We start from the raw sequence: 26,211 nt of genomic DNA, 5'->3' as shown, positions 1-26,211 counted from the left end.
CCGCTTTACGACGGCTGGCCCGCCCGGATGTTCGCCACGACCACCGCCATGGTGACGGCGTAGGCGCCGACGGTGCCGAAGAACGCGGCTTTCGCCGCCAGGCCGGCTATCTCGTGCTCGACGCGCATGACCGCACCTGCAATGAACACGGCGTGGAAGGCCAGGACGAACAACCACATGACCAGGCAGCGCGCCGGCCGCACGATGCGCGGCGGGATCTGCCCGATGTACACCGCCAGCATTCCGTTGGACAGCACGAACGACGGCAACCACATGTACATGACCAGCATGCCCGCGGTGTCGTCGACCGGGATGCCGGAGGCGATGACGTACACGGCCACCGGCACGAGCACGCACGCCAGCCACGTGTAGGCGATCAGCGGCGCCCGTCCCGGGCAGGGGCCGCGGCGCCCGGAGACGGCGCAGTTCTCCCCCTCCACAGGTTCCATGCGATCCGCGTTCACGTCGATCAGCTCCCCAGCGCATCCACGGAGCTGGCCAGGAACACCATCCCGCCGCCGACGAGCAGGCAGAACCACAGGTCGAACTTGCGCGACCGCACGCTGAACACGCCGAGCAGCGAATCCGGCAGGAACTGGCGCAGGACGCCGAGGTACATCATCGTCGCGCCGAGCATGAACGTCGCCCGCCGCCAGCGCTCCAGGCCCAGGAACACCAGGGCCGCGCCCAGGCCGAAGAACAGCAGGCCGTACAGCAGGAGCCGCGTCCGCTCCGACCACTTCTCCCCCGGCGCCGGTTCCTTCGGCGAATGCGGGTTGACCATCGGGTCGGGCAGGTCCCCCCGGTCGACCCGCTCCGCGATTTCGCGCACGCCGAACCGCGCCGCCCCGCCTTCCGGCTGGTGCGGCGAACGGTGCGGGCGCGGCGTCGTCAAGCGACCCCCTACAGGCCCGCCAGGCGCTCGGCGCGCTCGACGACGTTGCGCACCAGGAAGGCGCGCGTCAGCGGGCCGACGCCGCCCGGGTTCGGGGACACGAAACCGGCGGTCTCCCACACGTCGGGGTGGACGTCGCCGGCCAGCTTGCCGTCGAGGCGGGACACGCCCACGTCGAGCACCGCCGCACCCGGCTTGACCATGTCGGCGGTGAGCATGTGCGGCTTGCCCGCCGCGGCGATGACGATGTCCGCCTGTCGGGTCTCCGCCGCCAGATCCTTCGTGCCGGTGTGGCACAGGGTCACGGTGGAGTTTTCGCTGCGGCGGGTCAGCATCAGGCCGATCGGGCGGCCGACCGTGACGCCGCGGCCGATGACGCACACCTTCGCGCCGGCCAGCTCCACGCCGAAGCGGCGCAGCAGGTGGATCGAACCGTTCGGGGTGCACGGCAGCGGCGCCGGCTCGTTGAGCACCAGCTTGCCCAGGTTCACCGGGTGCAGGCCATCGGCGTCCTTGTCCGGGTCGATGAGACCCAGGATGCGGTTTTCGTCGAGGTGCTTCGGCAGCGGCAGCTGCACGATGTAGCCGGTGCAGGCGTCGTCGGCGTTGAGCTCGGCGATGACCGCCTCCAGCTCCTCCTGCGTGGTCTCCGCGGGCAGGTCGCGGCGGATCGAGGCGATGCCGATCTGCTCGCAGTCGCGGTGCTTCATCTTCACGTAGGAGTGGCTGCCCGGGTCGTCGCCCACCAGCACGGTGGCCAGACCCGGCGTCACGCCGGCTTCCTTCAGTCTCGTCACCCGGGCGGCGAGATCCTGAAAGATCTCGTCGCGGTACATGTTGCCGTCAAGCTTCGTCGCCGTCATGGCGTCCAGTATGGCAAAAGGGGCGGGCCGGGCCGCACACGAGCATCGGTCACCGCGCCCGTTCCTCCCCCGGCCGCCTCTCCCCCGGCTTCATCACCCATTCGCCGATCGCGATCACCCACCAGACCAGGGCCACCACCGCCAGCGCGATCCCCACGTTGATGCCGGGCACCTCGTTGGGCGATTCGGCGCCCATCAGGTTCTCGACGATCCAGAGCGTCACCGGGTTGTATGCGGGCGTCGAACCGTCGTCGATGTCCGACGTCATGACCACCGGCAGTGACGACCACGCCAGTCACAGCAACCCCGGGCTCGGCTTCGGCGGCTCCGGCGGCGGAACGGCCCAGTCGTCGCGGTCGTGCGGCGCGTCCCCGTCCGCCTCGTGATTGCGGGAAGGTTGACTTTCGTCCATGCGGCGAGCGTGCCGCAGGTCACGGTCGCGCGCCAGGTTTCGGAGACGGAGCATCCGCGCCGAGTCGCCATCCCCTCCGGGGCCGTGCCTCTATTCCCCTCCGGGGAAGCCCATCTGGCGCCACGCCTCGTACGCCGCCACCGCCGCGGCATTCGACAGGTTCATGCTGCGCCGGCCCGGCAGCATCGGGATGCGCACCAACTGCGTGATCCGCGGATCCGCCAGCGTCTCCTGCGACAGCCCCGTCGGCTCCGGCCCGAACAGAAACACGTCACCGGGCCGGTAGGCGATGTCCGTGTGCCACGCCTCGGCATGCGCGGTGAACGCGAACACGCGCGGCCGCGCATCATCGTCCCCGGAGTGCTTTGCGACGCCGCCGTCTCCATCACCGTCGTCAAGCACCGAAGAAGCCGGGCCCACCAGCCGCGTCAACGCGGCATCGAGCGAGGGATGGACGTGGACCTCCGCGAGATCGTGGTAGTCCAGGCCCGCGCGGCGAACGTGCTTCTCCTCGAAGTTGAAGCCCAACGGCTCCGCCAGATGCAGCGCCGCGCCCGTGCCCGCGCACATGCGGATCGCGTTGCCCGTGTTCGGCGGGATCTGCGGGCTGGCGAACAGGACGTGGCAGAACGGGGCGGCGGGTGCAGACGCGCCGGGGGAAGCGGAGGAGGCGGAAGCGGTCACGGTGGGAAAGGGTACGCGGCGCCGCGGGGCCGGGATGACCGGTCAGTCCTCGACGCCCGGGGCACCGGCCTTCATCTCGGCGATGCGGGCATCGAGCAGCGACAGATTCGGCGTTTCCACCAGGCCGTGGCGGCCGAGGAAGTCGACCAGCGTCGCGGCGATGAGGCGGCGGCTCTTCGGTTTGGCGTACTTGTGGCCCTCGCCCGGCACCTGCAGGTACTCGGTGGGCACGCCGCGGGCGCCGAGCGCGTCGCGCATCTGCAGCGACTCGCGCTCCGGGACGTTGGTGTCCCACTCGCCGTGGATGAACAGCACCGGGGCGGTGATGTGTTCCGCGTTGTTCAGCGGCGAGACCTGCCGCAGCAGTTCGGCGTCGTGGTACGGGTAGCCGTACTTCGGGTACGCCGCCGACGCCAGCCACGGCTCGGTGGAGCCGTAGTAGCTCTCGAAGCTGGTCATGCCGCAGGCGTCGACGACCGCGCGGAACAGCTCCGGGTAGCGGGCGGCGACGAGGAGCGACAGGAACCCGCCGTAGCTGCGGCCGCCCAACGCCAGCCGGTCCGGGTCGCCGATGCCGGTGTCGACGAGGAAACGCGCGGTGTCGGCGACGTCGTCGATCGCCGCGAAACGCCCGTAGCGGTCGTCGGCGTGCAGGAAGGGCCGGCCCGCCCCCGACGAGCCGCGGATGTTCGGCGTGAACACGGTGACGCCTGAATCGACGAGCGTGGTGAGGATGTCGTGGTTGACCGGCCGCGACTGCAGCTCCGGGCCGCCGTGCAGGTGGATGTACACCGGCTGCGGGCCGTGGGCCGCGTCGTCTTCGCCGTGGTAGAGCCAGCCGGACAGCTCCAGGCCGTCGCGGGCGGTGAAGTGGACGAGCTCGGGGATGTAGTTTTCCTGGGCGCGCTCGGAAATGCGGCGCGAACGGTCGACGTTGATCGGCTCGATCTTGCCGGTGGAGGTGCGCAGGATCTCGACCGTCGGCGGCAGGTTCGGGCCCTCGATGGTCAGCGACAGCAGCTCGCCGTCGTCGGTGATGGACAGGTCGGAGGCGACCATGCCCGGCAGTTCGACGGAGCGGCGGACCAGCACCTTCTGGTCCTCGCCCAGGGACAGCAGGTCCAGCAGGGAGACGCCGGAGGTGTTCCACAGCACCGCGGCGGTGGACAAATCCTCGCTGATGACGAATTCGTCGACGTCGGAATCGGGATTGCCCACCAGTTCCTCGACGGCGACGTCGCGCCCGTCGACGGCGACGCGCAGCACGCGGCGGCGGTCGGAGGAATGGTCGGAGCACACGATGGCGGTGACGCGGCCGTCGGCGGCGGTGGTTTCCTCGCGCAGGATGGTGCCCGCGTCGGTCATGGCACCGGGCTCGGGGCGCAGCAGCGGCAGCCACGTGCCGTCGGGCTTGACCAGCAGCAGTTCGCGGCTGCCGCGCGGGCCGACGCGCATGAGGGCGTGGCCGGCTTCCGCCGAGACCAGCAGCGAGTCGGTGCGGCGGTCGAGCACCACGTAGTCGCCGGTGTCGGGGTCGACGAGGCGGCCTTCGGTGATGCCGTCGGCGCCGACGGCATCCATGGCCAGCTTGTCGCGATCCCATTCCACCAGGGTGGTCTTCGCGTCGCCGGACAGCTGGAGGCGTTTGGCCCCGGGCACGGCGGGGTCGGTGGACACCAGCCACGTTTCCAGGCGCTCGGTGCCCAGCGGGGAGACTTCGCAGGCGATCCAGCGGGCGTCGGGCGAGTGCAGCACGCGGGTGACGGGGCCGTCGACGGGCAGCTGGACGGGGCGCTCGTCGCCGAGGCCGTCGTCGGTGAGCGCCACCTGCACGGCCTTCGGGTAGCCGCGCTCGCGGACGATGTACGCGATGGCGCTGCCGTCGGGCGCGAGGGAGGAGCCGTAGGTGTGCCGCATATCCGCGATCTTAGGAAAGCGGGAGCAACGCCCGGCGATGCGCCTACCGGAAGTCCCTGCTGCGCCCGGCGATGACGGGGGCGGCGACGACCTCGCGCAGCGGGGTGAGTTTGTCGGCGACGATGGTCACCGCCCCGGAAGCGTTCTGTACGATGCCGCGGACCACCAGCGCCCGTTCGGTGGTGGCGATGACGCGGAACCGGTTCCACAGGCCCGGGGTGCACAGGACGTTCATCAGCCCGGTTTCGTCCTCCATGCCCAGGAACACCACGCCGCCCGCGGTTCCCGGACGCTGGCGGTGCGTGACTATGCCCGCCACCGTCACCCGCGACGAGTCCGCCACCTGCGCCAGCCCCGTCGCCGGCGTGACGCCGAGCGCGTCGAGTTCCCCGCGCAGCCGCGCCACCGGATATTCCTCCGGCGTGACCCCCGTGCCCGCCAGGTCCGCGGCGGCGAGTTCGAATTCGCTCATGCCCGGCAGCGCGGGAGCCGAGGTCACCGTCAACCCGGGCAGCATGCCCTCGTGCTCGGTCGCGGCGACGCCCGCGGCCCACAATGCTTGGCGACGGTCCAGCCCCAGGCATTCCAGCGCACCCGCCCGGGCCAGGGCCTCGACGTGGGAGACGGTCAGCGCCGCCCGGCGCGCCAGATCGGCGACGTCGCGGAAGGCGCCGGAATCGCCGCCGTCCCCGTCATCGCCGCCGTCGCCGTCCCGCGCCGCCACGATCCTCTTCGCGGCATCTTCGCCGAGGCCGGTCACCGACCCCAGACCCAACCTGATCCGCCCGCCGGGGCAGTCGGCCTCCACCCCGGAGACGTTGACGTCGGGGCCGTCGCAGCCGACGCCGTGGCGCCGCGCGTCGGCGACCAGCGACTGCGGCGAATAGAAGCCCATCGGCTGCGCCCGCAGCAGGGCGACGCAGAACTCCGCCGGGTAGTGGTGCTTGAACCACGCGGAGAAGTACACCAGCGACGCGAAGGACTGCGCGTGGGATTCGGGGAAGCCGTACGCGGCGAAGGCGACGATCTTGTCCCACAGGCGGTCGGCCACCTCGCCGACGATGCCGTTGGTCTCCCGCAGCCCGCCGAGGAACCGCGCCCGCAGCGCCTCCATCCGCTCGACGGAACGTTTGGAGCCCATCGCGCGGCGCAGCGCGTCGGCCTCCGCCCCGGAGAACCCGGCGGCGTCGACGGCGATCTGCATCAGCTGTTCCTGGAACAACGGGATGCCCAGGGTCTTGCCCAGCGATTTCTCCAGCACCGGGTGGTCGTAGACGACCTTTTCCTCCCCGTTGCGCCGGCGGATGTAGGGGTGGACGCTGCCGCCCTGGATGGGGCCGGGGCGGATCAGGGCCACCTCCACGACGAGGTCGAAGAACTCCCTCGGCCGCAGCCTGGGCAGCGTGGCCAGCTGCGCGCGCGACTCGACCTGGAACACCCCGACGGCGTCGGCGCGGGAGAGCATGTCGTAGACGGCCTTCTCCGCCACGTCAATTTCCCACAGCCGCACCTCCCTGCCGCGGTGCTCGGCCACCAGGTCGATGCAGTGGTGGATCGCCTCGAGCATGCCCAGCCCCAGCAGATCGAACTTGACCAGCCCGGCGGCGGCGCAGTCGTCCTTGTCCCATTGCACCACCGACCGGTCCTCCATCCGCGCCCATTCCACGGGCACGACGTCGGCGATGGGCCGGTCGCAGATGACCATGCCGCCGGAGTGGATGCCCAGATGCCGCGGCTGGCCGCGCAGCCCCTCCGCCAGCTCCGCGACCTGCTCCGGCGGTTCGGCGGTCTTGTTCACCCACGCATCGATGACGCCCGGCGCGTGCCCCAGCGCCCGGGCCGCGTCGCGCAGCGCGCCACGGCGCCGATACGTGATGACGTTGGCCACCTGCGCCGCATTGTCCCGCCCATAGCGCCCGTAGACGTACTGGATGACCTCCTCGCGCCGCCCAGATTCGATGTCGAGGTCGATGTCCGGCGGCCCGTCGCGCTCCGGCGACAGGAACCGCTCGAACAGCAGCCCCGCGGAGATGGGGTCGACGTTGGTGATCCCCAGCGCGAAGCACACCACCGAATTGGCCGCCGATCCGCGCCCCTGCGCCAGGATGTTCTCGCGCCGGCAGAACTCGCAGATGTCGTGGACGATGAGGAAATACCCCGGAAAGCCCAGCTCATCGATGACGCCGAGTTCCCGTTCCAGCTGGATCCAGGCTTGCTTGACGACGTCCGGCGCGCCACCTTCCCCGCCCTCGCCGACGGGCCCGGCCGCGTCGCCGTCCAGCCCCTCCGCGGGTCCATAGCGCCGCCGCGCCCCGTCCCGGGCGATGTGCGCCAGCCACGAGGATTCGTCGTGGCCCTCCGGCACATCCCACGCCGGCAGGTTCGGGGCGATGAGGTCGAGGGTGAACGCGCACTCCGCCGCCACCTCCGCCGTGGTCTCCAGGATGCCCGGCAGGTGCCCAAACAGGGCCTCCAACTCCGCACCGGAGCGCAGCCATGAGCCACCGGTCGGCGGCAGCTTCGGTTCGTGGTCGTCGAGGGATTCGCGCTGCGCCAGCGCATGCTTCGCCCCCGCCACCCGCGCATCCGACGGGGTCGCCGCCGTCGCCGCCGCGCCGGCCACCTGCCGCAGTCCGTGTGCGGCGGCCGCGGCGGCGAGATCCCGCTGATCGTCGGCGGCCGCCGGGGTCAGGTCCGCGTGGTGGTCCACCGCGACGTGCTCCGCGCCGAACGCCGAGACCAGGTCGGCGAGGTGCGGCAGCCAGGCGACGTCGGCCAGCACCTGCCATTGCCCACCGGCGGCCTCCGCCAGCTGCGGCAGCGCCGGATACCGGGCCACGCCCTTCTCCCCGCCGGACATCAGCGCGTCGTTGATGGCGTGGCTGAGCCGCCGGTACCCCTCCGGCCCACGCGCCAGCACCGTCAGCGGCGCCTGCGGCAGCGACAGCTCCGCGCCGATGATCGTGGCCAGCCCCGCCTCCGCCGCCGCCTCGGCGAACCGCGCCACGCCATAGAAGCCGTCGCGGTCCGCGATGCCCAGCGCCGTCAGCCCCAACCGCACGGCCTCGTCCACCAGATCCGCGGGATCCGACGCCCCGTGCAGGAAGGAATAGCTGGAGCGGCAATGCAGGTCGACGCCGCCGACGCCACCGCCACTCCCCGACGCGGCCACACCTCCATTCGCCCGGGCATTCGCTTCTCCGCCAGTCGCATCGCCCGCCGCACCGCTCACCGCACCATTCGCCGCCCCACCGGCGGCGGCATGGCCACCACTCCGGCGATTCCCGTTCATGCCGTACCCCGGCGTGAGCTTCCCCACCGACTTGCCGGAGAGGATCCTCTCGATGCGCGACCAGCTCAGCGGACCTTCGCGGCGCGAACCACCGGCACCGCCGGCATCGCCGGAACGGGCGCCGCCATCGCGGCCATCGCCACCGACGCCTCCCGCGGAACCCCTCCACACGCTCATGGCCCACACGGTAGACCCGCACGGGGATTTACGCGAACACCGGTTCGACGTTGCCCGGAACCCAACCCGGCAAACGGCGACAACTCCGGACGACTCGACAGGCCCATCCTCGCCGATAGAAGATGACAGAAGGGCAGCCGCAATCGCCACCGCATAAGCGAGTTCCCACGAAGGGAAAGTAGAAACTCGCGAACCCGAAGGACAAACGCCATCGATCAAAGTCGACTCCCAATTGAACTGATGCGTTCACCGAGGCCGGGAAGTTCAGACCGCAAAACCCGATCCAAACCTGCATTCCAGTTGCAATCTTGAAAGAGTCACCTCCAGCCACATGCGACCAGGCGAATACCACTAAACGAGCCGGTATCAAACCCGCAAGCGTTCTCCACGACAGCACGGCCAGACAGGGCCCGTGACAGATCAACCGAACGCCCTTAACCCCCAGGGATCTGTTATCTGATCGTTACAGAAGTCTGAAAAATCGAACTTCCTATGAACTAACGTGCACCCCATGCGACTACTCAGATTCACGGCTACCACCGCCGCCACCCTCTTAACAATGACCACTCTCTCCCTCGCCCCCCCAATCCAACACTCAGCACATTGCCAGCGCATCGACCCCGGAGCCAGGAATGTCAGGATTTGGCCATTGCTCGACTTGGATCAACGGGAACACGGCCTACGCCATCTGCGACGCGGAAAAGAGCCGCTTTCGAGCAACACGCGTGAATGTCTACTGCGAACAGATGGGACTCATTGGCAGGGGAGATAGCCAAAGAGTCGATGGACCTTGGGTCCCCCACGGCCAGATCTCGTCCGCAAGCTGCGGAGACTCCTGGAGTGCAAAGTACGCTTCTTACCAAATGGAATAACCCTCGGAAAGCAATCCAAAAAGGGTGAGTTGACATTGCCGACATCTCGACAGCGGCAATGCCAGCTCGCCTTTTCCGTGCCCTGGCCAACCAGAAGTGAGAGACGTTTTCCGCCCCCATACCCCCAGGAGGTGGTCACCACATAACCACTCGCACGATCCGCCACTTTGAAACCAGATCTTCCCAAAAGAGCTATACAGGAAGCGAATTTATCCCACCGCAAACAGTATGGAAACCCCGCCATCACGCAACGACGATGACGAATGAATTAACGTTGTTGCGCACCCGTTACACACACCTCAACATCACTTTTCGCCACCCGAAAGGGCTGCGCCTAAGCCACGGTCGCAGATGTCAATCAGCGGGCCTCGAATACCACCGCCGACACCCCAATGGGGAAATCGTTTCAAAGCAGCTAGTTAACCTCCGCAAAAGGCCAGCAGATGGAGGAATTAGAGACAATCGACCCACAAGGAGTCATACCAGCCTTGACACTCGCTTAGCACCCCACAGGATCCGCACTCCCAGCGTCGAACTGCGCCAGTCGCAGCTTTCGCCGAAAGCCCCCCCCCTGACCGCCCACGACTGCGATAGCGATTTCCCGCTAAACCCCTCTCCAGTACGGCACGAAGACACTGGACCCACCGCAGCACCGAGAAATTGCATTGCCTACAACCCAACGAAGCGACTCCGTCTCACGTCAACCACGCCGACATGATCGGTTGTGGAACAATGCACCTGACCTGGCCTTATGATCGAACAACTCCCTTTTTCAGCGCCGCTGAGACGTCCACTAGCGGCCACACTCGAGTAATTCACAAGCCGCACCCCCTGCGCCACTTTCCGTCCGATCCGCCCAGGGTGCTACGCTGATCCCACAACAAGACAGCTTGGTCTATTCGCGAACTGCGCGACGGGCCCCCACTGCAAGGAGAAGCACATGGCATTGCGACGATTCACAGCCGGCGCCGTCGCCCTGGCCTTCGCGGCCACCGGCCTGGTGGCCTGCGGCAACGACGAGGCCGCCGAGCCGCTCGCCGAGGGCGACACCATCCGCATCGGCACGACGGACTACCAGAAGGAAGCCTGGCGCGTGTTTGAACAGAAAGTTGCGGAAGCCGGCATCGACATGAAAATCGAGCCGTTCAACGAGTACGCCCCGGTGAACACCGCCCTCGACGAGGGCGACCTCGACGTCAACCTGTTCCAGCACATCAAGTACTTGGCGCAGTACAACGTCGGTTCCGACGCGGACCTGACTCCGATTGCATCCACCGAGATCGTTCCGCTGGGCCTGTACTGGACCGGCGGCGACAAGGTCGAGGACATCGCCGACGGCACCGAGGTGGTCATCCCCAACGACTCCACCAACCAGGGCCGCGCCCTGAGCGTCCTGGCGAAGGCGGGCCTCATCGAGCTCAAGGGCGGCTCCGTCAACCCGACGCCGCTGGACATCGACACGGAGAAGTCCCGCGTCAGCGTCACCCCGATCGACGCCGCCCAGACTCCCGCCGCCTACGGCGAGGGCACCCCGGCCGTCATCAACAACACCTTCCTCGATCGCGCGGACATCGACCCGAACTCGGCGATCTTCAAGGACGACCCGAACGACAAGGCCGCCGAGCCGTACATCAACGTTTTCGCCACCACCCAGGCCAACAAGGACAATGAGCAGCTGAAGAAGCTCGCCGAGATCTGGCACAGCCCGGAGGTCACCGAAGCCGTCGCCCGCGACTCCCGCGGCACCTCCATCCCGGTCAAGCGCCCCGTCGAGGACCTCGAAGCCATCCTCGAGGCGGCCGAGAAGGATGCCCGCGAGAACCCCGATGCCGAGTAATCACGGCACGCCCGACCAGCTCGACGCACCCGCCGCCGGCGGCCCCGCCACCGCGGACCGCCGGCCCGGCACCCGCGTCGAGCTGCGCGGCGTTTCCAAGGTCTTCGGCTCCGGCAAGTCCGCGACCCGCGCCCTCGACGACGTGACGCTGTCCGTCGAGCCGGGCGGTGTCCTGGGCGTCATCGGCTACTCGGGCGCCGGCAAGTCGACGCTGATCCGTCTGGTCAACGGCCTGGAGTCCCCCACCTCCGGCAGCGTGCTGCTCAACGGCACGGACATCGCCGGGATGAAGGAAAAGCAGCTGCGGGCGGTGCGCCGGGACATCGGCATGATCTTCCAGCAGTTCAACCTCTTCACCTCCCGCACGGTGGCCGGCAACGTCGCCTACCCGCTGGAACTGGCGGGCATGGGCCGCGCCGAGCGCAAGGCCCGCGTCGCCGAGCTCCTCGAGTTCGTCGGCCTCGGCGACCGCGGCGATTCCTACCCGGAGCAGCTGTCCGGCGGGCAGAAGCAGCGCGTCGGCATCGCCCGCGCGCTGGCCACGAACCCGTCGCTGCTGCTCGCCGACGAGGCCACCTCTGCCCTCGACCCGGAGACCACGGCGGATGTCCTGGAGCTGCTGCGCGAGGTCAACCGCACGTTCGGCGTGACCATCGTGCTGATCACCCACGAGATGTCGGTGGTGCGCGCCATCGCCGACCACGTCGCGGTGATGGAAAACGGCCGCGTCGTCGAGCACGCCTCCGTCCACGACCTGTTCGCGCACCCGACCACCGAGGTCGGCCGGCGTTTCGCCGCCACCGCGCTGCGGGACCGTCCGGAGGGCCGGGAGCTTGATTCGGCGAAGGGTTCGCTTGGCGACGCCACCGCCGCGCTGGTCACCGTCCGCGTCGACGACGACGTCCCCCTGGGCCGCGTGCTCGACATCGCGCGTGCCGAGGGGCTCGACGCCACCGTCGCGCACGGTTCCGTGACCAACGTGCAGGCCCGGTCCTTCGGCCGGTTGACTCTGCGCCTCAGCGGCGACGACGCCGCCGCGGCAGCCGGACGGGTCGTCGTGAAGCTCAACGAATTCACCGAAAGCGAGGTGATCCGATGATCGCCGCCACCTACGCCCCGGCCACCGAGATCCTCGCCCGCGACACCAACTGGGACCAGCTGCGGCCGCGCATGTTCGAGGCCTTCGGCGAAACCCTGTGGATGGTCGGCGTGACCATGATCGTCGGCGGCTTGATCGGGCTGGCGCTCGGCGTGCTGCTGTACGTCTCGCGCTCGTCGGGCGTCCTGCCGTCGGGCCCGCTGTACACGCTGCTCAACGTGGCCGTGAACTTCGTGCGCCCCATCCCGTTCATCATCCTGGTCACCGCCGTCGGCCCGCTGACCAAACTCGCGGTGGGCAAGACCATCGGCACCGAGGCGGCGATCTTCGTCATGGTCATCGCCGCGTCCTTCGCCGTGGCCCGCCTGGTGGAGCAGAACCTCATGGCCATCGACCCCGGCGTCATCGAGGCGGCGCGCGCGATGGGTGCCAGCCCCTGGCGGATCATCCGCACGGTCATCGTCCCCGAGGCTCTCGGCCCGCTGATCCTTGGCTACACCTTCGCGTTCATCGCGGTGGTCGACATGTCCGCCATGGCCGGCTACATCGGCGGCGGCGGGCTCGGCGACTTTGCCATCGTCTACGGCTACCGCGCCTTCGACTGGAACGTGACGCTGGTGACCACCCTGGTGATCATCCTCATCGTCCAGGCCGCCCAGCTGCTGGGCAACTTCCTGGCGAAGAAGGTCATGCGCCGCTAGATCCGCGCCGCGGCCAACGCCCTCCAGCCCTTCTTCGGGCCGGGGGCGTCACCGCAGGAGGACACCACGCCCTCGGTGACCGTCTTCCCCAGCGCCACCCCGAACGTCCGGCCGCCGTCGAACTCCACGACGGCGGCCGCGGCGGCGGCGGGGGCGTGCACCAGCACCCCGCGCAGGCGCTCGATCATCTCCGGCGAGTGGTGCTCCACCCCATGATCGGCCAGCACCGCGTCGGCGGCGTCGGACACGGTCACCGCCGCCACGGCATCCAGCGCCCACTCCCCCGCCTCCTCGCGCGCCGCGAGTTCGGCGACCTGCCCGCGGGCGTCCCACACCCCTCGGCCACGGCAGCCGCCGGAATGGAGGACGCCGGACGAGGCGTCGTGAAGCATCTGGTTCGTCTCCACCGCCGACAGCCGCCCGTACGAGTAGTTCCACGGCAGCAGCACCAGCGCCGGCGCGAACCGGTGGCCCTTGGAATGCGATGTCTCCCACACCACGTCCGGGTGGACGTTGTTGAGCGCCTGCGCGATCGGCCGGCCCTTCACCGCGCAGCAGCGGTCGCGTTTGCCGTGGGTGCACACGAGCAGCAGAGGCTTGTCGACGACCCGCGCCCCCTCCGTCGGCCGCCCCAGGCGAATGTCGAGCGAAAGCATCTCCTCGACGTCGCAGACCTGGCGCACCTCCAGGCGCGGGGACGTGATCGCGGCGGCGGCATCCGGTTCAGCCCCATCCGCGCCCGCCCCATCCGGCGCGGGAATCTGCGGCGGGCAGTGCGCCACGTACATGGTCACGCCGTCGCAGGGGATCTGGCCCAGGCGCCCCGGCTTGCGGATCAGCTGCAGCGAACCGCCGCGCTCCGCCAGCCACTCCTTGATGCGGGCGGTGAGCTCGTCGCCGAAGACCCCGCCGTCGAGGATGTCGTGGCTCCAGCCGTACTGGTGCTCGAGCGCGATGAACAACGTGCCCGCCTTCGCCGTGCCCGGCAGCGGCTCATGTCCCAGGTCAGAGCACACGGAATCCGTCATGGGATCAGCCTAACAAGGTGACGCGTCTCACGTTCGAGGCCCCCGTCAGGTAACCGTTTCACAACACTTTGCACACCGGCCGCCGCGACCTGGGGTTTTACAGGTTGGGCCAATTGCCAATCAAATCAGGCTTACCTACGGTCAGATGCATGAAGTCCCACCCCCGCACCTCGACCCGTTCGAACCGCGCCGCACTGCGTACCGCGGCGGCGGTGATCGCCGCAGGCTCCCTGGCCTTCGGTGCCGTCGCCTGCGCGCCCGGCGACGACGCGAACCCCGAAAATGCGGTGTCGATGCGATCGGAAGACGCGACGTCGTCCGCCGGCGTCTCGGGCAACGGCACTTCCGGGACCAGCGGCTCCAACGGCGGCGGTTCGCCGGCGACGCTCGAGTCGGATCCCGCCCCGGCGGGCGAGTTCTCCGCCGCCCCGGCCGAGGCCACGCCCGCGGATGGTTCCTACCTGGGCATCAAGGACGTGCGCATCGGTTCCCACGACGGCTTCGACCGCATCGTCATCGAGTTCATCGGCGAGGGCGAGCCGGGCTACTGGGTGCGTTACGAGGACATGCCGACCCAGCAGGGCAGCGGCAACCCGATCAGCGTCAGCGGCGCCCACAAGTTGGCCATCGACGTCCGCGGCACGGGCTACCCCTTCGACTTCAACCTGGAGGATTACCCGGTGGGCCCGGTGAAGCCGGAGGGCACGTCGGCCATTTCGGAGGTCCGCGGGTTCGGCACCTTCGAGGGTTCGACCCAGTACGTGGCGGGCATCGACGGCGAGCGCCGCCCGTTCAAGGTGTTCAAGGCGCAGAACCCGACCCGCCTGATCATCGACATCGAGACCGGCTAGTTTTTCGCCGCTTTTGCTTTACGACGCCCCGGCGCCCGGATTTCCGGCGCCGGGTCCGTCATTTGCCGGGCCCCTCAGCCGTATCTCCCTTCGATGCGCCACTTGCCGGCGTGGCCGATGAGCAGGAACGCCTGCGGCCCGGGGCCGCCGTCGCCGCCGGCCCCCTCCACGGCGACGTGCATGCGGGCGGCGCGGCGCGCGTCATCCGGGGTCCACCACCGTTCGTCGACGGGCCACGGCCCAGCCCACGCCGTGACGGCATGGTCCCGACCGCCCCAGCGCAGCACCGCCGGCGGCGCCGTGAGGGTGCCGCGGCCGGTGACGGCGATGGCGTTGCCGGAGGCGTCGCACAGCTCCACCTTCGACGCCGGATGCCGGGCCGACGGCGAATGCGGCGACGCGGAGCCGCCGGGTGTGACCGCCGGGTTCGGGGCGGGCAGCGCCCCGGGCCACCGGCCGGTGACGGGAGGGGCCTCTTCCCCCACCGGGACCATGGCCACGCGTTCGGTCGGGCCGCGGCCGCCGACGTCGACGGGCCGGCGCACCGCCTCCGGGCCGAGCAGGCCCTGCACGCGGGCGGCGGCGCGGCCGGCGCGTTCCGAGGCGGCGTCGGCTCCGCCCCACAACGCGTCGCGCTCGACGCCGGCGACGATGACCTCCAGCGGTTCCAGCGTCAGGGCGGCGATGCCGCGGGCGTCGGGGGCATCGTCGTCGAAGGCGTCGTCGAATGCCTCACCGAAGGCATCGCCCGGAGCATCGCCGAAGTCGCCGGCCCCCGCGCCCGCCGCACTCGATGCAGCCGCCGCCACATTGCGCCCGGTCAGCCAACCATCGAGCTGCCAGCGCACCCGATCGGCGGTGGCCGCCTCGTCGAGGGGCCCGGCGCAACGCCACACCCGGCGCAGCTCGGCGCCGTCGGTGAACTCGGCGGTGACCGCCAGCCGATGGCACGCCAGGCCGTGCTCGCGCAGCCGGTGATGCAGCTTCGCCGCCAGCGCACGGGCGATGAACGCCGCCGCGTCGACGCGGGTCAGCGTCTCCTCCGGCCGATGCACGATCGCAAGATCCCGCGGCGGCGTGCGCGGCGACACCCGCCGCTCCAGTTCACCCGCTGCGACCTTGCGCCACCGTGCGCCCTCCGCGCCGAATCGGCCCGCCACGTCGCACGCAGGCAACGCCGCGACGTCGCCGAGCGTCCTCAATCCCAGATCCCCCCACGCCCGGCCCAGTTCGATGGGGAAATCCAGCGCGGTTTCCGCGGCGACCTCCGCCAACGACACCCCGCGCAAGAACTCGGGTCCGCCGCCGACGGGCAGCTGCACCCCGCGGCGCGCGGCCAGCACCGCGGTGATGACGTCGTCGGCGATCCCGGCGAGGCAGTCAGCCCCGGCCAGGGCGGCGGCGTCGAGAAGCATCTCCACCGCCTTCGCCTCTCCCCCGTGGTACTTCGCGGGGCCGTCGGCGCCGAGGACCACCAGGCCCGGCCGCAGCGCCTCCACGCCCGCGGCGACGTCGCCGATGCGGGCGAGCACCGGCTCGAACTCCCGGGCGTCGCGCGCGGGATCGGCCTCCACCACGACCAGATCGGGGCACGCCGCCTGCGCATGGCGGCGCCCCTGGCCCCGGCGCACGCCCGCCCGGCGTGCGGCATCGGAGCAGGCGGCGATGGTCGTGTCGTCGACGATGGCGATCGGCGCCGTCGGCCCGGCATCGCCCGTCGCCCCGGACGCACGCGCCGCCTGGATCGGCCAATCCGGCAGCCACATGCCCAGGATCCGCATCAGCGCACCCCGCCCATCACTCGGCCCGCCGCAGCGGGAACGGGGACACGTTCGCGTCACCCGCCGCACCCACGTCCGCATCCGGCCCACCGGGTGCCGCGCCGTCGCCATCCCATACGGTGGCCGCGGCCTCCGATGCCGGGCAGTCGCCGACGGTCCATCGCACGCCGCGTTCGGGGCGGCCGGCCCCGCGCGCGGTGACGTGGAACTCCACGCCGCGGATGCGCCCGTGCCCCGCGCCGAGCCCGTGGATCGCCGTCACCCGCGACGCCACCGACACCTTCGACCCCGGCCAGCCGTCGCCGACGTACAGCAGCGCGCAGCCGGAGCCCCGCAGCCTGGCCATCACGGGACGTGCGGCCGAGGGCGGCGGGGTGCGGCCCAGCTTCACGACGACCATGTCCACCCCATCCGCCAGCAGCGCCACCACTTCGAGGGGCGAATCGCCGGGCTCCGGAACATCGAGGACCCGTGAGAGATCGCCCCCATGTTCGACGATGTTCAGCGGGGAGAAATCCGGGAGCCCGACGATCGCCACATGACCTCCGGCGGCCGTGATTTCGGCGACGATGCCCGCCGTCACCGCGCCCGCGGCGTCGATGGAGCTGACGGCACCCTTGAGCAGGCCACCGTCGAGAAGCCCCGACAGCCCGGCGGGAACGGGAACGCGCCCTTCGGCGACCCGCGCCATGGGAGGCACGCCGGCCACCCGGCCACCCCGAACACCACGGACGCCTCGGCCACCCCGATCACCGTCGGACGCCACAGAAAGACCGCGCCCACTTGCGATATCTCCAGGCACATCGGCAACTTCGGCCGCCGCAGACGCTCGCCCACCCCCGACCCCCATCGGGGAGCGATGCCCGTCCCCGACGGTTCCGCCGGGACCGTACCCCTCGTCGACGCCGTCGGCGGATTCGGGGACCGCGGCCCCCAGGCCCGCCATGGACTTCCGCAGCGCGGCGACGGTGGCCTCGCGGTCGAGGCCGGACAGATCCGGCACGGCGCGCAACGCGGACATGACGACCTCCCCGACGATCGGACCCGACCACAACGCGATCGAACAAGCTTCCTACGTTCGAAAGTGTATGCGCATGCGCGGAATGCCGTCAACAGCCCCGGTCACGTGCCCGACGCCCCGCCGGCGCCCCCGGCCGGCGCCCCGCCGGTACCCCACCCGCTCCCTGGCCCGGCATTCATCGACACCCCGGCAGATCTCTCGCGCGCACCTCGGTTTCGTGCACATATGGTGCCACCGCTTCACATATGAAGCCCTCCGCCTGCGGCAATGCAGTAGCCGTCGGAAGGGGTGTAACCGCATCTGCACGAAACCCCGGGACCACCGCACGGGAGCACGCGAAAGCCGCCGGCCATGACGGCCGACGGCGACGGTGCTGCGGGGCGAAGGTGCGGGGCGAACGCGAGCCCCTACTTCGTGGCGGGCACGTCCATGACGACGTCGAACTCGAGCAGCTGCGCACCCGAGGCGACCGGTTTGCCGTGGCCGCCGGCGTGGGCGGCGCGGGCGTCGCCGTCGCGCCAGGCCACGAAGGACTCCTCGTCGGCCCAGTGTGTGACCACGAAGTAACGGTCGTCGCCTGCGGTGGGGCGCAGCAGCTGGAAACCCTCGAAGCCGGGCTGGCCGTCGATGGAACCGGCGCGGGCGGCGAAGCGGCGCTCCAGCTCCTCGCCGGCGCCTTCGGGAACGGAAATGGCGTTGATCTTCACGATGCTCATGCCCGCGAGCATAGCCGCGCCCAACCTCGCACGGCCGCGGCTCATGGCTGCGACATGCGGCCCACCGGCCCGGCCCGCGCCCCAAGCAGTCCCAGTCCCCGTCACCGGCCCACAGCCCACAGCCCACAGCCCACCGGCCCACGACATGCGTCCACGGCGAATGTCACACTGGAGGCGACGGTAAACACGATGCGAGCACACCCCGTGAAAGGACGCCATGTCGGCCACCACGCCCCGGAGCACCACGTCCCCTGCCACGGCAGGTGAGGTGGCGGCGAGTCTCGCGCGCCGGATGTCCTCCCCGGTGCGCGCCGGCGTTCCAGCGGTACTGTTCGGGATCCTGACCGCGGCTTTGGCGTGGCCCGGCATCCCGGCGGCCGCGTGGGTCACGGCCATCACGGTTCTCGTGTTGTTGGTCATCCACGCGCTGACCCTCGACCGCAACCGCCCGGAGCGCCGGGCCCCGGACCCGGATCCGGCCTGGTCGTGGTCGGGCCGATCGGACGGCCCGATCACCATCGCGCTGCTGTTCGGTGGCCGAGTCGTGCGCTCCATTCTGGTCGGCACGTTCGACGTGCCCGTGCCCGCCGCAGTCGGCTTCGTCGGCGTCGCCGCCGCCGCGATCGTCTGGTGGGCCCTCCGCCGCCCCGGCTCCGACATGGCGCCCCCGCCGCTGCCGCTGCCGGACGGATTCCCCGCCGACTCCACCGCCCCGGCCGACCGCATCCGCGCCGTCCTCCACGTCGCCGGCGCCACGCCCGGCCGCCGCATAGTTTTCGCCGATCGCCTCCCCGACCTCACTTCGCTTTCCGACGCCGACGCCCACTCCGCCATGACCGAAATGCAGCGGAGCCGCGCCATCGACGTCCGCCGCAACGACTCCTCCTCACCGAGCGGCAGCGCCGCCGCGACACGGTGCAGCTCACCGAGTCCTCGGGAACAGCCGGAACGGCGGAAACTGCGGGAAAGGCCGAACCGGAGGCGACGTGAGCGTCGTCAAGCAAGCGCGGAAACGAGCAGCAACCGCAACGAAGAACGCGAAAGCCGGCCCCCGGAAAACGGGGGCCGGCTTTCGGCTTCGCGGGAAGGCGCGCGCGGACTACGCGGGGCCTACTCCCACTCGATGGTTCCCGGCGGCTTGGACGTGATGTCCAGGACCACGCGGTTGACCTCCGCGACCTCGTTGGTGATGCGGGTGGAGATGCGCTCGAGCACCTCGTAGGGCACGCGCGTCCAGTCGGCGGTCATGGCGTCCTCGGACGTGACGGGGCGCAGCACGATCGGGTGGCCGTAGGTGCGGCCGTCGCCCTGCACGCCCACGGAACGGACGTCGGCGAGCAGCACCACCGGGCACTGCCAGACGATGTCGTCCAGGCCGGCGGCGGTCATCTCCTCGCGGGCGATGGCGTCGGCGCGGCGCAGGGTGTCCAGGCGCTCCTCGTCGACGGCGCCGATGATGCGGATGCCCAGGCCCGGGCCCGGGAACGGCTGGCGGCCGACGATGGCCTCCGGCAGCCCCAGCTCGCGGCCCACGGCGCGGACCTCGTCCTTGAACAGCAGGCGCAGCGGCTCGACGAGGGTGAACTCGACGTCGTCCGGCAGGCCGCCCACGTTGTGGTGGCTCTTGATGTTCGCGGTGCCGGACCCGCCGCCGGACTCGACGACGTCCGGGTACAGGGTGCCCTGGACCAGGAAGTCCACGGTCTCGCCCTCCGGCGCGCCCTCCAGAGCCTGGGCCACGGCGCGTTCGAAGGAGCGGATGAACTCGCGGCCGATGGTCTTGCGCTTGGTCTCCGGGTCGGTGATGCCGGCCAGCGCGTCGAGGAAGACCTTGCGGTCGTCGACGGTGATCAGCTTCGCACCGGTGGCCGCGACGAAATCGGTCTCGACCTGCTCGCGCTCGCCCTGGCGCAGCAGACCGTGGTCCACGAACACGCAGGTGAGACGGTCTCCGATGGCGCGCTGCACCAGCGCGGCGGCGACCGCGGAGTCCACGCCGCCGGACAGGCCGCAAATCGCGCGGCCCTCGCCGACCTGCTCGCGCACGCCCTCGATCAGCTCCTCGGCGATGTTCGCGGCGGTCCAGTTCTGCTCCAGGCCCGCGATCTCGGTGAGGAAGCGCTGCAGCACCTGCTGGCCGTACGGCGAGTGATTGACCTCCGGGTGGTACTGCACGCCGGCCATCTTGCGCTCGCGGCACTCGAAGGCCGCGACCGGCGCGCCCTTCGTGGTGGCGGTGACGGTGAAGCCCTCGGGGGCGACGGACACGGCGTCGCCGTGGCTCATCCACACCTCGTGGCTCTCCGGGGCGCCGGCGTGGAGCACGTCGTCGCCCTCCACCGTCAGCGTGGTGCGGCCGTATTCGCGGTCGCCGGTGGCGGCGACGGTGCCGCCCAGCGCGCGGGCCATGGCCTGGAAGCCGTAGCAGATGCCGAACACCGGGATGCCCAGCTCCAGCAGCTGCGGGTCCAGCGCCGGGGCGCCGTCCTCGTTGACGCTGGACGGGCCGCCGGAAAGCACCAGCGCACGCGGGTTCTTGGCGCGGATTTCCTCGATCGGCGCGTCATGCGGCACGACCTCGGAGTAGATGTTGGCCTCGCGGACGCGGCGGGCGATGAGCTGCGCATACTGAGCGCCGAAGTCGACGACGAGTACGGGGTGATTTACCTGTTCAGACACACCGCGATCTTAGCGCACCCGCGGGGGCGGGCCGTTTTCGGCTCCGCCCCCGCTCCGGGTCGGCATCTTGCTTGACGACGCCCGCGTGGTGTCCCTCCACCGTCACCTGCGGGTGGGCATCCCCAGATTCAGTGCGCCCGGGGCGCCGGCGGGCACCGTCGGGGCGACGGGCGCCACCGGGGCGACGTCGCGGTAGGCCTCGTCCTGGGCCGGTCGCGGGTCGGCCTCGCCCTTGTTCGGCCACAGCGCGGCGGCGCGTTCGGCGATGGCGGTGATGGACAGCGACGGGTTGACGCCGGGGTTGGCCGGCATGGCCGCGCCGTCGGTGATGTGCAGCGTCGGGTGGCCCCACACACGGTTGTACGGGTCGATGACGCCACGTTCCGGCGACTCCGAGATCGGCGCGCCGCCGATGAAGTGGGCGGTCAGCGGGATGTTGAAGATCTCGCCCCACGTGCCACCGGCGATGCCGCCGATCTTGTCCGCCACCCGCCGGGTGGCGTCGTTGCCGACGGGGATCCACGACGGGTTCGGCTCGCCCTCGCCCTGGCTCGACGACAGCATCCGCAGCGGTCCCCACGCGCGCAGGTACGTGGTCAGGCTGTTGCTGGAGTTCTGCATCACCAGCGAGATGACGGTGCGCTGCGACCACTTGCGCAGGTTGAGCAGCTGCAGCGCGACCTTCGGGTCCTTCGACACGTCCTTGATCAGCTTCCACCAGCGCGGCCCGCCCGGCCCGCCGTCGGTCATCAGCGTCTGCAGCAGCGCGATGGCGTTGGAGCCCTTGCCGTAGCGCACCGGCTCGATGTGGGTGTGCGGCTCGGGGAAGAACGACGACGTGATGGCCACGCCCTCCGAGTAGTCCGCCTCCGGGTCGAGGGTGGGGCGCATCGCGCCGAGGATCGCCTCGGAGTTCGTCCGCGTCAAATGGCCCAGGCGCGGCGACATGTTGGGCAGGTGGCCGTCGGAAAGCTGCCGGTGCAGGAGGTTCTGCGTGCCCCAGCTGCCCGCCGCGACGATGACGTGATCGGCGGTCAGCGTCCGGCGCCGCTTGTTCACCCACGCGCCGGTGCGCTCGGCGACGACGTCCCACGACCCGTCGGCCCGCGGGTGCAGCTCGCGGACGGTGGTGCGCGGGATGATGTGCGCCCCGCCCTTCTCCGCCAGGTACAGGTAGTTCTTCAGCAGCGTGTTCTTCGCGTTGTGGCGGCAGCCCGTCATGCATTCGCCGCATTCCGTGCACGCCGCACGGTCGGGCCCGGCGCCGCCGAAGTACGGGTCCGGCACCAGCTCGCCGGGCTCGCCCTCCCCGCCGGTCTTCGCGCCGAAGAACACGCCCACCGGCGTCGGGCGGAACGTGTCGCCCACGCCCATGTCGTCGGCGACCTCCTTGAACACGCGGTCCGACGGGGTGACCGTCGGGTTGTCCACCACGCCGAGCATCTTCCGCGCCTGCTCGTAATACGGGGTCAGCTCTCGCTCCCAGTCGGTGATGCCCGCCCACTGCTCGTTCCGGAAGAACGGCGACGGGGGCTTGTACAGCGTGTTCGCGTAATTCAGGGAGCCGCCGCCGACGCCGGCGCCCGCGAGGATCATCACGTCCTTGAGCAGGTGCACGCGCTGCACGCCGAACAGCCCCAGCTTCGGGGCCCACAGGTACTTGTTCAGCCGCCAGCTGGTCTTCGCGAACTCATGGTCCTCGAACCGACGCCCCGCCTCGATCACGCCGACGCGGTAGCCCTTCTCCGTCAGCCGCAGCGCGGCGACCGACCCGCCGAAGCCGGAGCCGATCACCAGCACGTCGTAGTCGCGCCGAACACCCATCGCCATCTCCTTCGCGGCCGCACCCGGCCAACCGTCGCCGGCGCCGGAATCCGTTCCCGCGCCCTCGTTTGCGAAGAAGGCTAGCAGTGGCCGCTGGTCGCCGACCCCGCTTTACGACGCCTTCATGTCCCCGCCAAAGTTTTTCACCCCGAACAATGCCCCCGGTGCAGGCATGGGCCGTGGTCGCGCACGAGCCGGGGGCCACGAGTCAGCGCCCACGAGCCGAGACCACGAGCCGCGGCGCGGGGAGCCCGGGGCCGGCGGTGTCGCAAAGCAAAAAAGGGCGGCCCCGGGAAAACCCGGGGCCGCCCCGCGACCGGAAGAGGCCGCGAACGCCGCGAACCTTAGCGGATGGACAGATCCACGCGCTGGAAGGACTTCACGTCGGTGAAACCGCACTTTGCCATGGCGCGCTTGATGCCGCCGACCAGATTGCGGGTGCCGAACGGATCGGCGGTGGGGCCGAAGAGCAGCTCCTCCATCGACGGGGCGTCGGCCGCCTCGACGTCGAGGTTGCGGTTGTCCACGTAACCGCGCGGGTACTTCGGGTGCGCGGCCGCCGACGGCCAGTGCCAGCCCTTGCCCGGCGCCTCGGCGGCGTCGGCCAGCAGCTGCGACAGCGCCACCGCGTCCGCGCCGCAGGCGATGGCCTTGGCGATGCAGCCTGCGGTGTCGATGCCGCCGTCGGCGATGACGTGGACGTAACGGCCACCGGTCTCGTCCAGGTAATCCCGGCGGGCCGCGGCGGCGTCCGCGATCGCGGTGGCCATGGGCACCTCGATGCCCAGAGCCTCCGGCGTCGTGGTCGTGCCGGGGCCGACGATGACGCCGGCCGCGCCGGTGCGCATCAGGTGCAACGCGGTGCGGTAGTCCACGACGCCGCCGACGATGACCGGCACGTCGAGGGAGCCGATGAAGTCCTTCAGGTTCAGCGGCTCGCCGTCGGAAGTGACGTGCTCCGCGGAAATCAGGGTGCCCTGGATGACCAGCAGATCGATGCCCGCCTTGACCAGGATCGGGGTCAGCTCGCGGCAGCGCTGCGGGCTGACGCGCACCGCCGTGATCGCGCCGGACTCGCGCAGCTCCGTGATGCGGCGGACCAGCAGGTCCTCGTCGATGGGCGCCGAATGGAGCTCCTGGAGCACCTTGTTCGCGGCCTCCGCCGACGGCCACTCCGACTCGGAGGCGGCCTCGACGACTTTCGCGATCGCCGCATCGCCGTCCTCGTGGCGCGCCCAAATGCCCTCCGCGTTGAGCACCGCCAGGCCACCGAGGCGGGCGAACTCCGCCGCCGACTCCGGGCCCGACACCGAATCGGTGGGGTGCATCATCAACGGGAAGCCGAACTCGTAGGCGTCGATGCTCCACCGCGGGTCCACGTCCTTCGATGAACGGGTGCGGCGGGACGGCACGATGGCGACGTCCTCGAGCTCGTAGGTGCGGCGGGCCTCGCGGCCCATGCCGATTTCGACCATGTCACGCAATTGGGGATTCCTTAAGAGTCAGCGCTGCAAGCGAGAGGCTTGAAACGAGGGGGCGTTCTAGCGCTGGTAGTAGTTCGGCGCCTCGACGGTCATCTGGATGTCGTGCGGGTGCGACTCGCGCAGGCCGGCGGCCGTGATCTGCACGAACTTGGCCTCGTTGAGCTGCTCGATGGTCGCCGAACCGGTGTAGCCCATCGCGGCGCGCAGGCCGCCGACGAGCTGGTGGACGATGGCGTCCAGGTGGCCGCGGAAGGGCACGCGGCCCTCGATGCCCTCCGGCACCAGCTTCTCCTCGGACAGGACGTCGGCCTGGAAGTAGCGGTCCTTGGAGTAGGAGCGCTTCTCGCCCGTCAGGCCGCGGCCCTGCATGGCGCCCAGCGAGCCCATGCCGCGGTACATCTTGTACTGCTTGCCGTTGACCACGACGGTCTCGCCCGGGGCCTCCGCGGTGCCGGCCAGCAGGGAGCCGAGCATGACGGTCGACGCGCCGGCGGCCAGGGCCTTGGCGATGTCGCCCGAGAACTGCATGCCGCCGTCGGCGATGATCGGCACGCCGGCCTTCTTCGCCGGCACGGCCGCCTCCATGATGGCGGTGATCTGCGGGGCGCCCACGCCCGCGACGACGCGGGTGGTGCAGATGGAGCCCGGGCCGATGCCGACCTTGATGGCGTCGGCGCCGGCCTCGATCATGGCCTCGGCCGCGGCGCGGGTGGCCAGGTTGCCGCCGATGACCTGCACGCGGTCCCCGAACTCCTTCTTCACGCGCGACACCATCTCCAGCACGCCCGTGTTGTGCGCGTGGGCGGTGTCGACGACCAGAGCGTCCACGCCGGCGTCGGCCAGCGCATGGGCGCGGTTCCAGGAGTCCTCGCCGGTGCCGATGCCCGCGCCGACCAGCAGACGGCCGGAGCCGTCCTTGGAGGAGTTGGGGTACTGGTCCTGCTTGACGAAGTCCTTGACCGTGATCAGGCCGGTCAGCTTGCCTTCGCCGTCGACGATCGGCAGCTTCTCCACCTTGTGGGTGCGCAGCAGGTTCAGGGCGGCGTCACCGGAGACGCCCTGCTCCGCGACGACCAGCGGCATGGGGGTCATAACCTCGCGGACCGGGCGGTTCGGGTCCGTCTCGAAGCGCATGTCGCGGTTGGTGCAGATGCCCACCAGCTTGCCGTCCTCGTCGACGACCGGCAGGCCGGAGATGCGGAAACGGGCGCACTTGGCGTCGACCTCGCCGATGGTCTCGTCCGGGGTGCAGGTGACCGGGTTGGAGACCATGCCGGCCTCGGAGCGCTTGACGATCTCCACCTGCTGCGCCTGGTCCTCCACCGACAGGTTGCGGTGCAGGATGCCCATGCCGCCCTGGCGCGCCATGGCGATGGCCATGCGCGACTCGGTGACGGTGTCCATGGCCGCGGAGATGATGGGGACGTTGAGCCGCAGCTCGCGGGTCAGCTGGGTGGACGTGTCCACCGCCGACGGAATCACGTCCGAGGCGTCCGGGATGAGCAGGACATCGTCGAATGTGAGGCCGATGAGGGGGATCTTCCCCGTGTCATCGCCACCCAGGCTGATTCCGGTGGGGTTCGTCATGGATAGTCGTCCTCCTGGTCGCGCCGCCGAAAGTTCGGATTACCGTACAGGGTAATCCCAATCCGGGACGGGTAGTAACTTGGCCCCGGCCCCCGCTACGGTGGGCGGTGTGAATCGTGATTTCTGGTCGTCCATGCCGCGTGACCCCTTCGAGGGCGACCCCGACGACCCGTCGCACCTGCTCGACCCCGACGAGCCGTTCGAGCCACTGTCGGATCAGGAACGCGTCGAGGTCACCGAGGACCTCGAGGCCGTGCGCGAATTCCGCGCGGTCCTGGCGCCCGAGGGCCTGTGGGGCGTGTCCATGATGTGCGACGACTGCGCCGAAATGCACTTCTACAACTGGGACGTGCTCGAGACGCATTACAAACTGCTTCTCGACGGCCAGCAGTCGCCCGTCCACGAGCCCCAGTTCGACCCCGACCCGTCCCGCTACGCGCCGTGGGACTACTGCGCGGGATTCGTCGACGGCCGCCGGGGGCGCTGAGCCG

At 70.3% G+C, this 26,211-nt stretch carries 21 protein-coding genes; 6 read left to right on the top strand and 15 right to left on the bottom strand.

The features are described 5' to 3' along the window. Positions 1-5 precede the first annotated feature (5 nt). The 7 genes from CX1_RS03230 to CX1_RS03200 all read right to left on the bottom strand — a co-directional run bounded on the left by CX1_RS03230 (position 6) and on the right by CX1_RS03200 (position 8,240). Positions 6-449, bottom strand: coding sequence for a hypothetical protein (locus tag CX1_RS03230; RefSeq protein WP_169793206.1), 444 nt, complete (start codon positions 447-449; stop codon positions 6-8). 20 nt (positions 450-469) lie between these two features. Next, complete coding sequence (locus CX1_RS03225; RefSeq protein WP_244465504.1) at positions 470-895, bottom strand: DUF3017 domain-containing protein; 426 nt, start codon at positions 893-895, stop codon at positions 470-472. An 8-nt stretch (positions 896-903) separates the two neighbouring features. After that, positions 904-1,758: a bifunctional methylenetetrahydrofolate dehydrogenase/methenyltetrahydrofolate cyclohydrolase gene (locus CX1_RS03220; protein WP_046650807.1), complete on the bottom strand. Its 855-nt coding sequence runs from the start codon at positions 1,756-1,758 to the stop codon at positions 904-906. 49 nt (positions 1,759-1,807) lie between these two features. After that, positions 1,808-2,026: a hypothetical protein gene (locus tag CX1_RS03215; protein WP_060925280.1), complete on the bottom strand. Its 219-nt coding sequence runs from the start codon at positions 2,024-2,026 to the stop codon at positions 1,808-1,810. Between the two features lie 234 nt (positions 2,027-2,260). After that, entirely contained in the window at positions 2,261-2,740 is a 480-nt protein-coding gene (locus CX1_RS03210) for a tRNA (cytidine(34)-2'-O)-methyltransferase (protein WP_371440294.1), read from the bottom strand. A gap of 156 nt (positions 2,741-2,896) precedes the next feature. After that, the gene (locus CX1_RS03205) at positions 2,897-4,771 is read right to left on the bottom strand and encodes a S9 family peptidase (protein ID WP_060925279.1); all 1,875 of its coding nucleotides are present in this window, start codon (positions 4,769-4,771) and stop codon (positions 2,897-2,899) included. A 43-nt stretch (positions 4,772-4,814) separates the two neighbouring features. Further along, positions 4,815-8,240, bottom strand: coding sequence for an error-prone DNA polymerase (locus CX1_RS03200; RefSeq protein ID WP_082719127.1), 3,426 nt, complete (start codon positions 8,238-8,240; stop codon positions 4,815-4,817). Between the two features lie 1,812 nt (positions 8,241-10,052). Here CX1_RS03200 and CX1_RS03195 point away from each other — a divergent pair. Genes CX1_RS03195 through CX1_RS03185 form a run of 3 tightly spaced genes read left to right on the top strand, consistent with a single transcriptional unit; the run spans position 10,053 to position 12,749 of the window. Beyond that, positions 10,053-10,949, top strand: a complete 897-nt coding sequence (locus tag CX1_RS03195) for a MetQ/NlpA family ABC transporter substrate-binding protein (protein WP_046650812.1) — start codon at positions 10,053-10,055, stop codon at positions 10,947-10,949. Continuing rightward, positions 10,939-12,048, top strand: a complete 1,110-nt coding sequence (locus CX1_RS03190) for a methionine ABC transporter ATP-binding protein (protein ID WP_046650813.1) — start codon at positions 10,939-10,941, stop codon at positions 12,046-12,048. The genes CX1_RS03195 and CX1_RS03190 overlap by 11 nt, the downstream gene beginning before the upstream one ends. Further along, complete coding sequence (locus CX1_RS03185) at positions 12,045-12,749, top strand: methionine ABC transporter permease (protein ID WP_046650814.1); 705 nt, start codon at positions 12,045-12,047, stop codon at positions 12,747-12,749. The genes CX1_RS03190 and CX1_RS03185 overlap by 4 nt, the downstream gene beginning before the upstream one ends. Here the strand turns inward: CX1_RS03185 and CX1_RS03180 are convergent. Further along, the gene (locus tag CX1_RS03180; protein ID WP_060925278.1) at positions 12,746-13,777 is read right to left on the bottom strand and encodes a sucrase ferredoxin; all 1,032 of its coding nucleotides are present in this window, start codon (positions 13,775-13,777) and stop codon (positions 12,746-12,748) included. The two genes, CX1_RS03185 and CX1_RS03180, sit on opposite strands and share 4 nt — an antisense overlap. A 149-nt stretch (positions 13,778-13,926) precedes the next feature. Between CX1_RS03180 and CX1_RS03175 the strand changes: the two genes are divergently transcribed. Continuing rightward, positions 13,927-14,628, top strand: a complete 702-nt coding sequence (locus CX1_RS03175) for an AMIN-like domain-containing (lipo)protein (RefSeq protein WP_046650816.1) — start codon at positions 13,927-13,929, stop codon at positions 14,626-14,628. Positions 14,629-14,702: 74 nt separating this feature from the next. Here the strand turns inward: CX1_RS03175 and CX1_RS03170 are convergent, their stop codons facing one another. The 3 genes from CX1_RS03170 to CX1_RS03160 all read right to left on the bottom strand — a co-directional run bounded on the left by CX1_RS03170 (position 14,703) and on the right by CX1_RS03160 (position 18,146). Next, complete coding sequence (locus CX1_RS03170) at positions 14,703-16,409, bottom strand: Y-family DNA polymerase (RefSeq protein ID WP_060925277.1); 1,707 nt, start codon at positions 16,407-16,409, stop codon at positions 14,703-14,705. 16 nt (positions 16,410-16,425) lie between these two features. Continuing rightward, positions 16,426-17,118, bottom strand: a complete 693-nt coding sequence (locus CX1_RS03165; protein ID WP_156425052.1) for a hypothetical protein — start codon at positions 17,116-17,118, stop codon at positions 16,426-16,428. A 719-nt stretch (positions 17,119-17,837) separates the two neighbouring features. Beyond that, positions 17,838-18,146: an antibiotic biosynthesis monooxygenase family protein gene (locus CX1_RS03160; RefSeq protein WP_060925374.1), complete on the bottom strand. Its 309-nt coding sequence runs from the start codon at positions 18,144-18,146 to the stop codon at positions 17,838-17,840. 217 nt (positions 18,147-18,363) lie between these two features. On the opposite strand from CX1_RS03160, the gene CX1_RS12255 reads away from it, so the two are divergent. Continuing rightward, positions 18,364-19,368, top strand: a complete 1,005-nt coding sequence (locus tag CX1_RS12255) for a hypothetical protein (RefSeq protein ID WP_146780647.1) — start codon at positions 18,364-18,366, stop codon at positions 19,366-19,368. On the opposite strand, the gene guaA is transcribed toward CX1_RS12255, so the two are convergent. The 4 genes from guaA to guaB all read right to left on the bottom strand — a co-directional run bounded on the left by guaA (position 19,257) and on the right by guaB (position 25,720). Continuing rightward, entirely contained in the window at positions 19,257-20,825 is a 1,569-nt protein-coding gene (gene guaA / locus CX1_RS03155; RefSeq protein WP_046651377.1) for a glutamine-hydrolyzing GMP synthase, read from the bottom strand. The genes CX1_RS12255 and guaA overlap by 112 nt on opposite strands. Before the next feature lie 102 nt (positions 20,826-20,927). Further along, a complete protein-coding gene (locus CX1_RS03150) occupies positions 20,928-22,649 on the bottom strand; it encodes a GMC oxidoreductase (RefSeq protein WP_060925373.1) in 1,722 nt (573 codons plus the stop codon). 344 nt (positions 22,650-22,993) lie between these two features. Then, positions 22,994-24,133, bottom strand: coding sequence for a GuaB3 family IMP dehydrogenase-related protein (locus CX1_RS03145; RefSeq protein ID WP_046651378.1), 1,140 nt, complete (start codon positions 24,131-24,133; stop codon positions 22,994-22,996). A gap of 57 nt (positions 24,134-24,190) precedes the next feature. Continuing rightward, entirely contained in the window at positions 24,191-25,720 is a 1,530-nt protein-coding gene (gene guaB / locus CX1_RS03140) for an IMP dehydrogenase (RefSeq protein ID WP_046651379.1), read from the bottom strand. Between the two features lie 109 nt (positions 25,721-25,829). On the opposite strand from guaB, the gene CX1_RS03135 reads away from it, so the two are divergent. Next, positions 25,830-26,207, top strand: a complete 378-nt coding sequence (locus CX1_RS03135; protein ID WP_231129683.1) for a DUF5319 domain-containing protein — start codon at positions 25,830-25,832, stop codon at positions 26,205-26,207. The last annotated feature ends 4 nt before the right edge of the window (positions 26,208-26,211 follow it).

This window comes from Corynebacterium xerosis NBRC 16721 = ATCC 373 (genome assembly GCF_001552415.1).
In the GTDB taxonomy this organism is placed as follows: Bacteria; Actinomycetota; Actinomycetes; order Mycobacteriales; family Mycobacteriaceae; genus Corynebacterium; species Corynebacterium xerosis.
The sequence above is the reverse complement of the archived record's forward strand: the minus strand, read 5'-3'. Positions and strand labels throughout refer to the sequence as shown.

Excerpts from the sequence above, each read along its gene's own strand:
- CX1_RS03220 (WP_046650807.1), bottom strand. The coding sequence starts at position 1,758 with ATGACGGCGACGAAGCTTGACGGCAACATGTACCGCGACGAGATCTTT.
- CX1_RS03210 (WP_371440294.1), bottom strand. The coding sequence starts at position 2,740 with ATGTGCGCGGGCACGGGCGCGGCGCTGCATCTGGCGGAGCCGTTGGGC.
- guaB (WP_046651379.1), bottom strand. The coding sequence starts at position 25,720 with ATGACGAACCCCACCGGAATCAGCCTGGGTGGCGATGACACGGGGAAG.
- CX1_RS03200 (WP_082719127.1), bottom strand. The coding sequence starts at position 8,240 with ATGAGCGTGTGGAGGGGTTCCGCGGGAGGCGTCGGTGGCGATGGCCGC.
- CX1_RS03170 (WP_060925277.1), bottom strand. The coding sequence starts at position 16,409 with ATGCGGATCCTGGGCATGTGGCTGCCGGATTGGCCGATCCAGGCGGCG.
- CX1_RS03195 (WP_046650812.1), top strand. The coding sequence starts at position 10,053 with ATGGCATTGCGACGATTCACAGCCGGCGCCGTCGCCCTGGCCTTCGCG.
- CX1_RS03185 (WP_046650814.1), top strand. The coding sequence starts at position 12,045 with ATGATCGCCGCCACCTACGCCCCGGCCACCGAGATCCTCGCCCGCGAC.
- CX1_RS12255 (WP_146780647.1), top strand. The coding sequence starts at position 18,364 with ATGTCGGCCACCACGCCCCGGAGCACCACGTCCCCTGCCACGGCAGGT.
- CX1_RS03175 (WP_046650816.1), top strand. The coding sequence starts at position 13,927 with ATGAAGTCCCACCCCCGCACCTCGACCCGTTCGAACCGCGCCGCACTG.
- CX1_RS03230 (WP_169793206.1), bottom strand. The coding sequence starts at position 449 with ATGGAACCTGTGGAGGGGGAGAACTGCGCCGTCTCCGGGCGCCGCGGC.
- CX1_RS03160 (WP_060925374.1), bottom strand. The coding sequence starts at position 18,146 with ATGAGCATCGTGAAGATCAACGCCATTTCCGTTCCCGAAGGCGCCGGC.
- CX1_RS03150 (WP_060925373.1), bottom strand. The coding sequence starts at position 22,649 with ATGGGTGTTCGGCGCGACTACGACGTGCTGGTGATCGGCTCCGGCTTC.
- CX1_RS03190 (WP_046650813.1), top strand. The coding sequence starts at position 10,939 with ATGCCGAGTAATCACGGCACGCCCGACCAGCTCGACGCACCCGCCGCC.
- CX1_RS03215 (WP_060925280.1), bottom strand. The coding sequence starts at position 2,026 with ATGACGTCGGACATCGACGACGGTTCGACGCCCGCATACAACCCGGTG.
- CX1_RS03180 (WP_060925278.1), bottom strand. The coding sequence starts at position 13,777 with ATGACGGATTCCGTGTGCTCTGACCTGGGACATGAGCCGCTGCCGGGC.
- CX1_RS03205 (WP_060925279.1), bottom strand. The coding sequence starts at position 4,771 with ATGCGGCACACCTACGGCTCCTCCCTCGCGCCCGACGGCAGCGCCATC.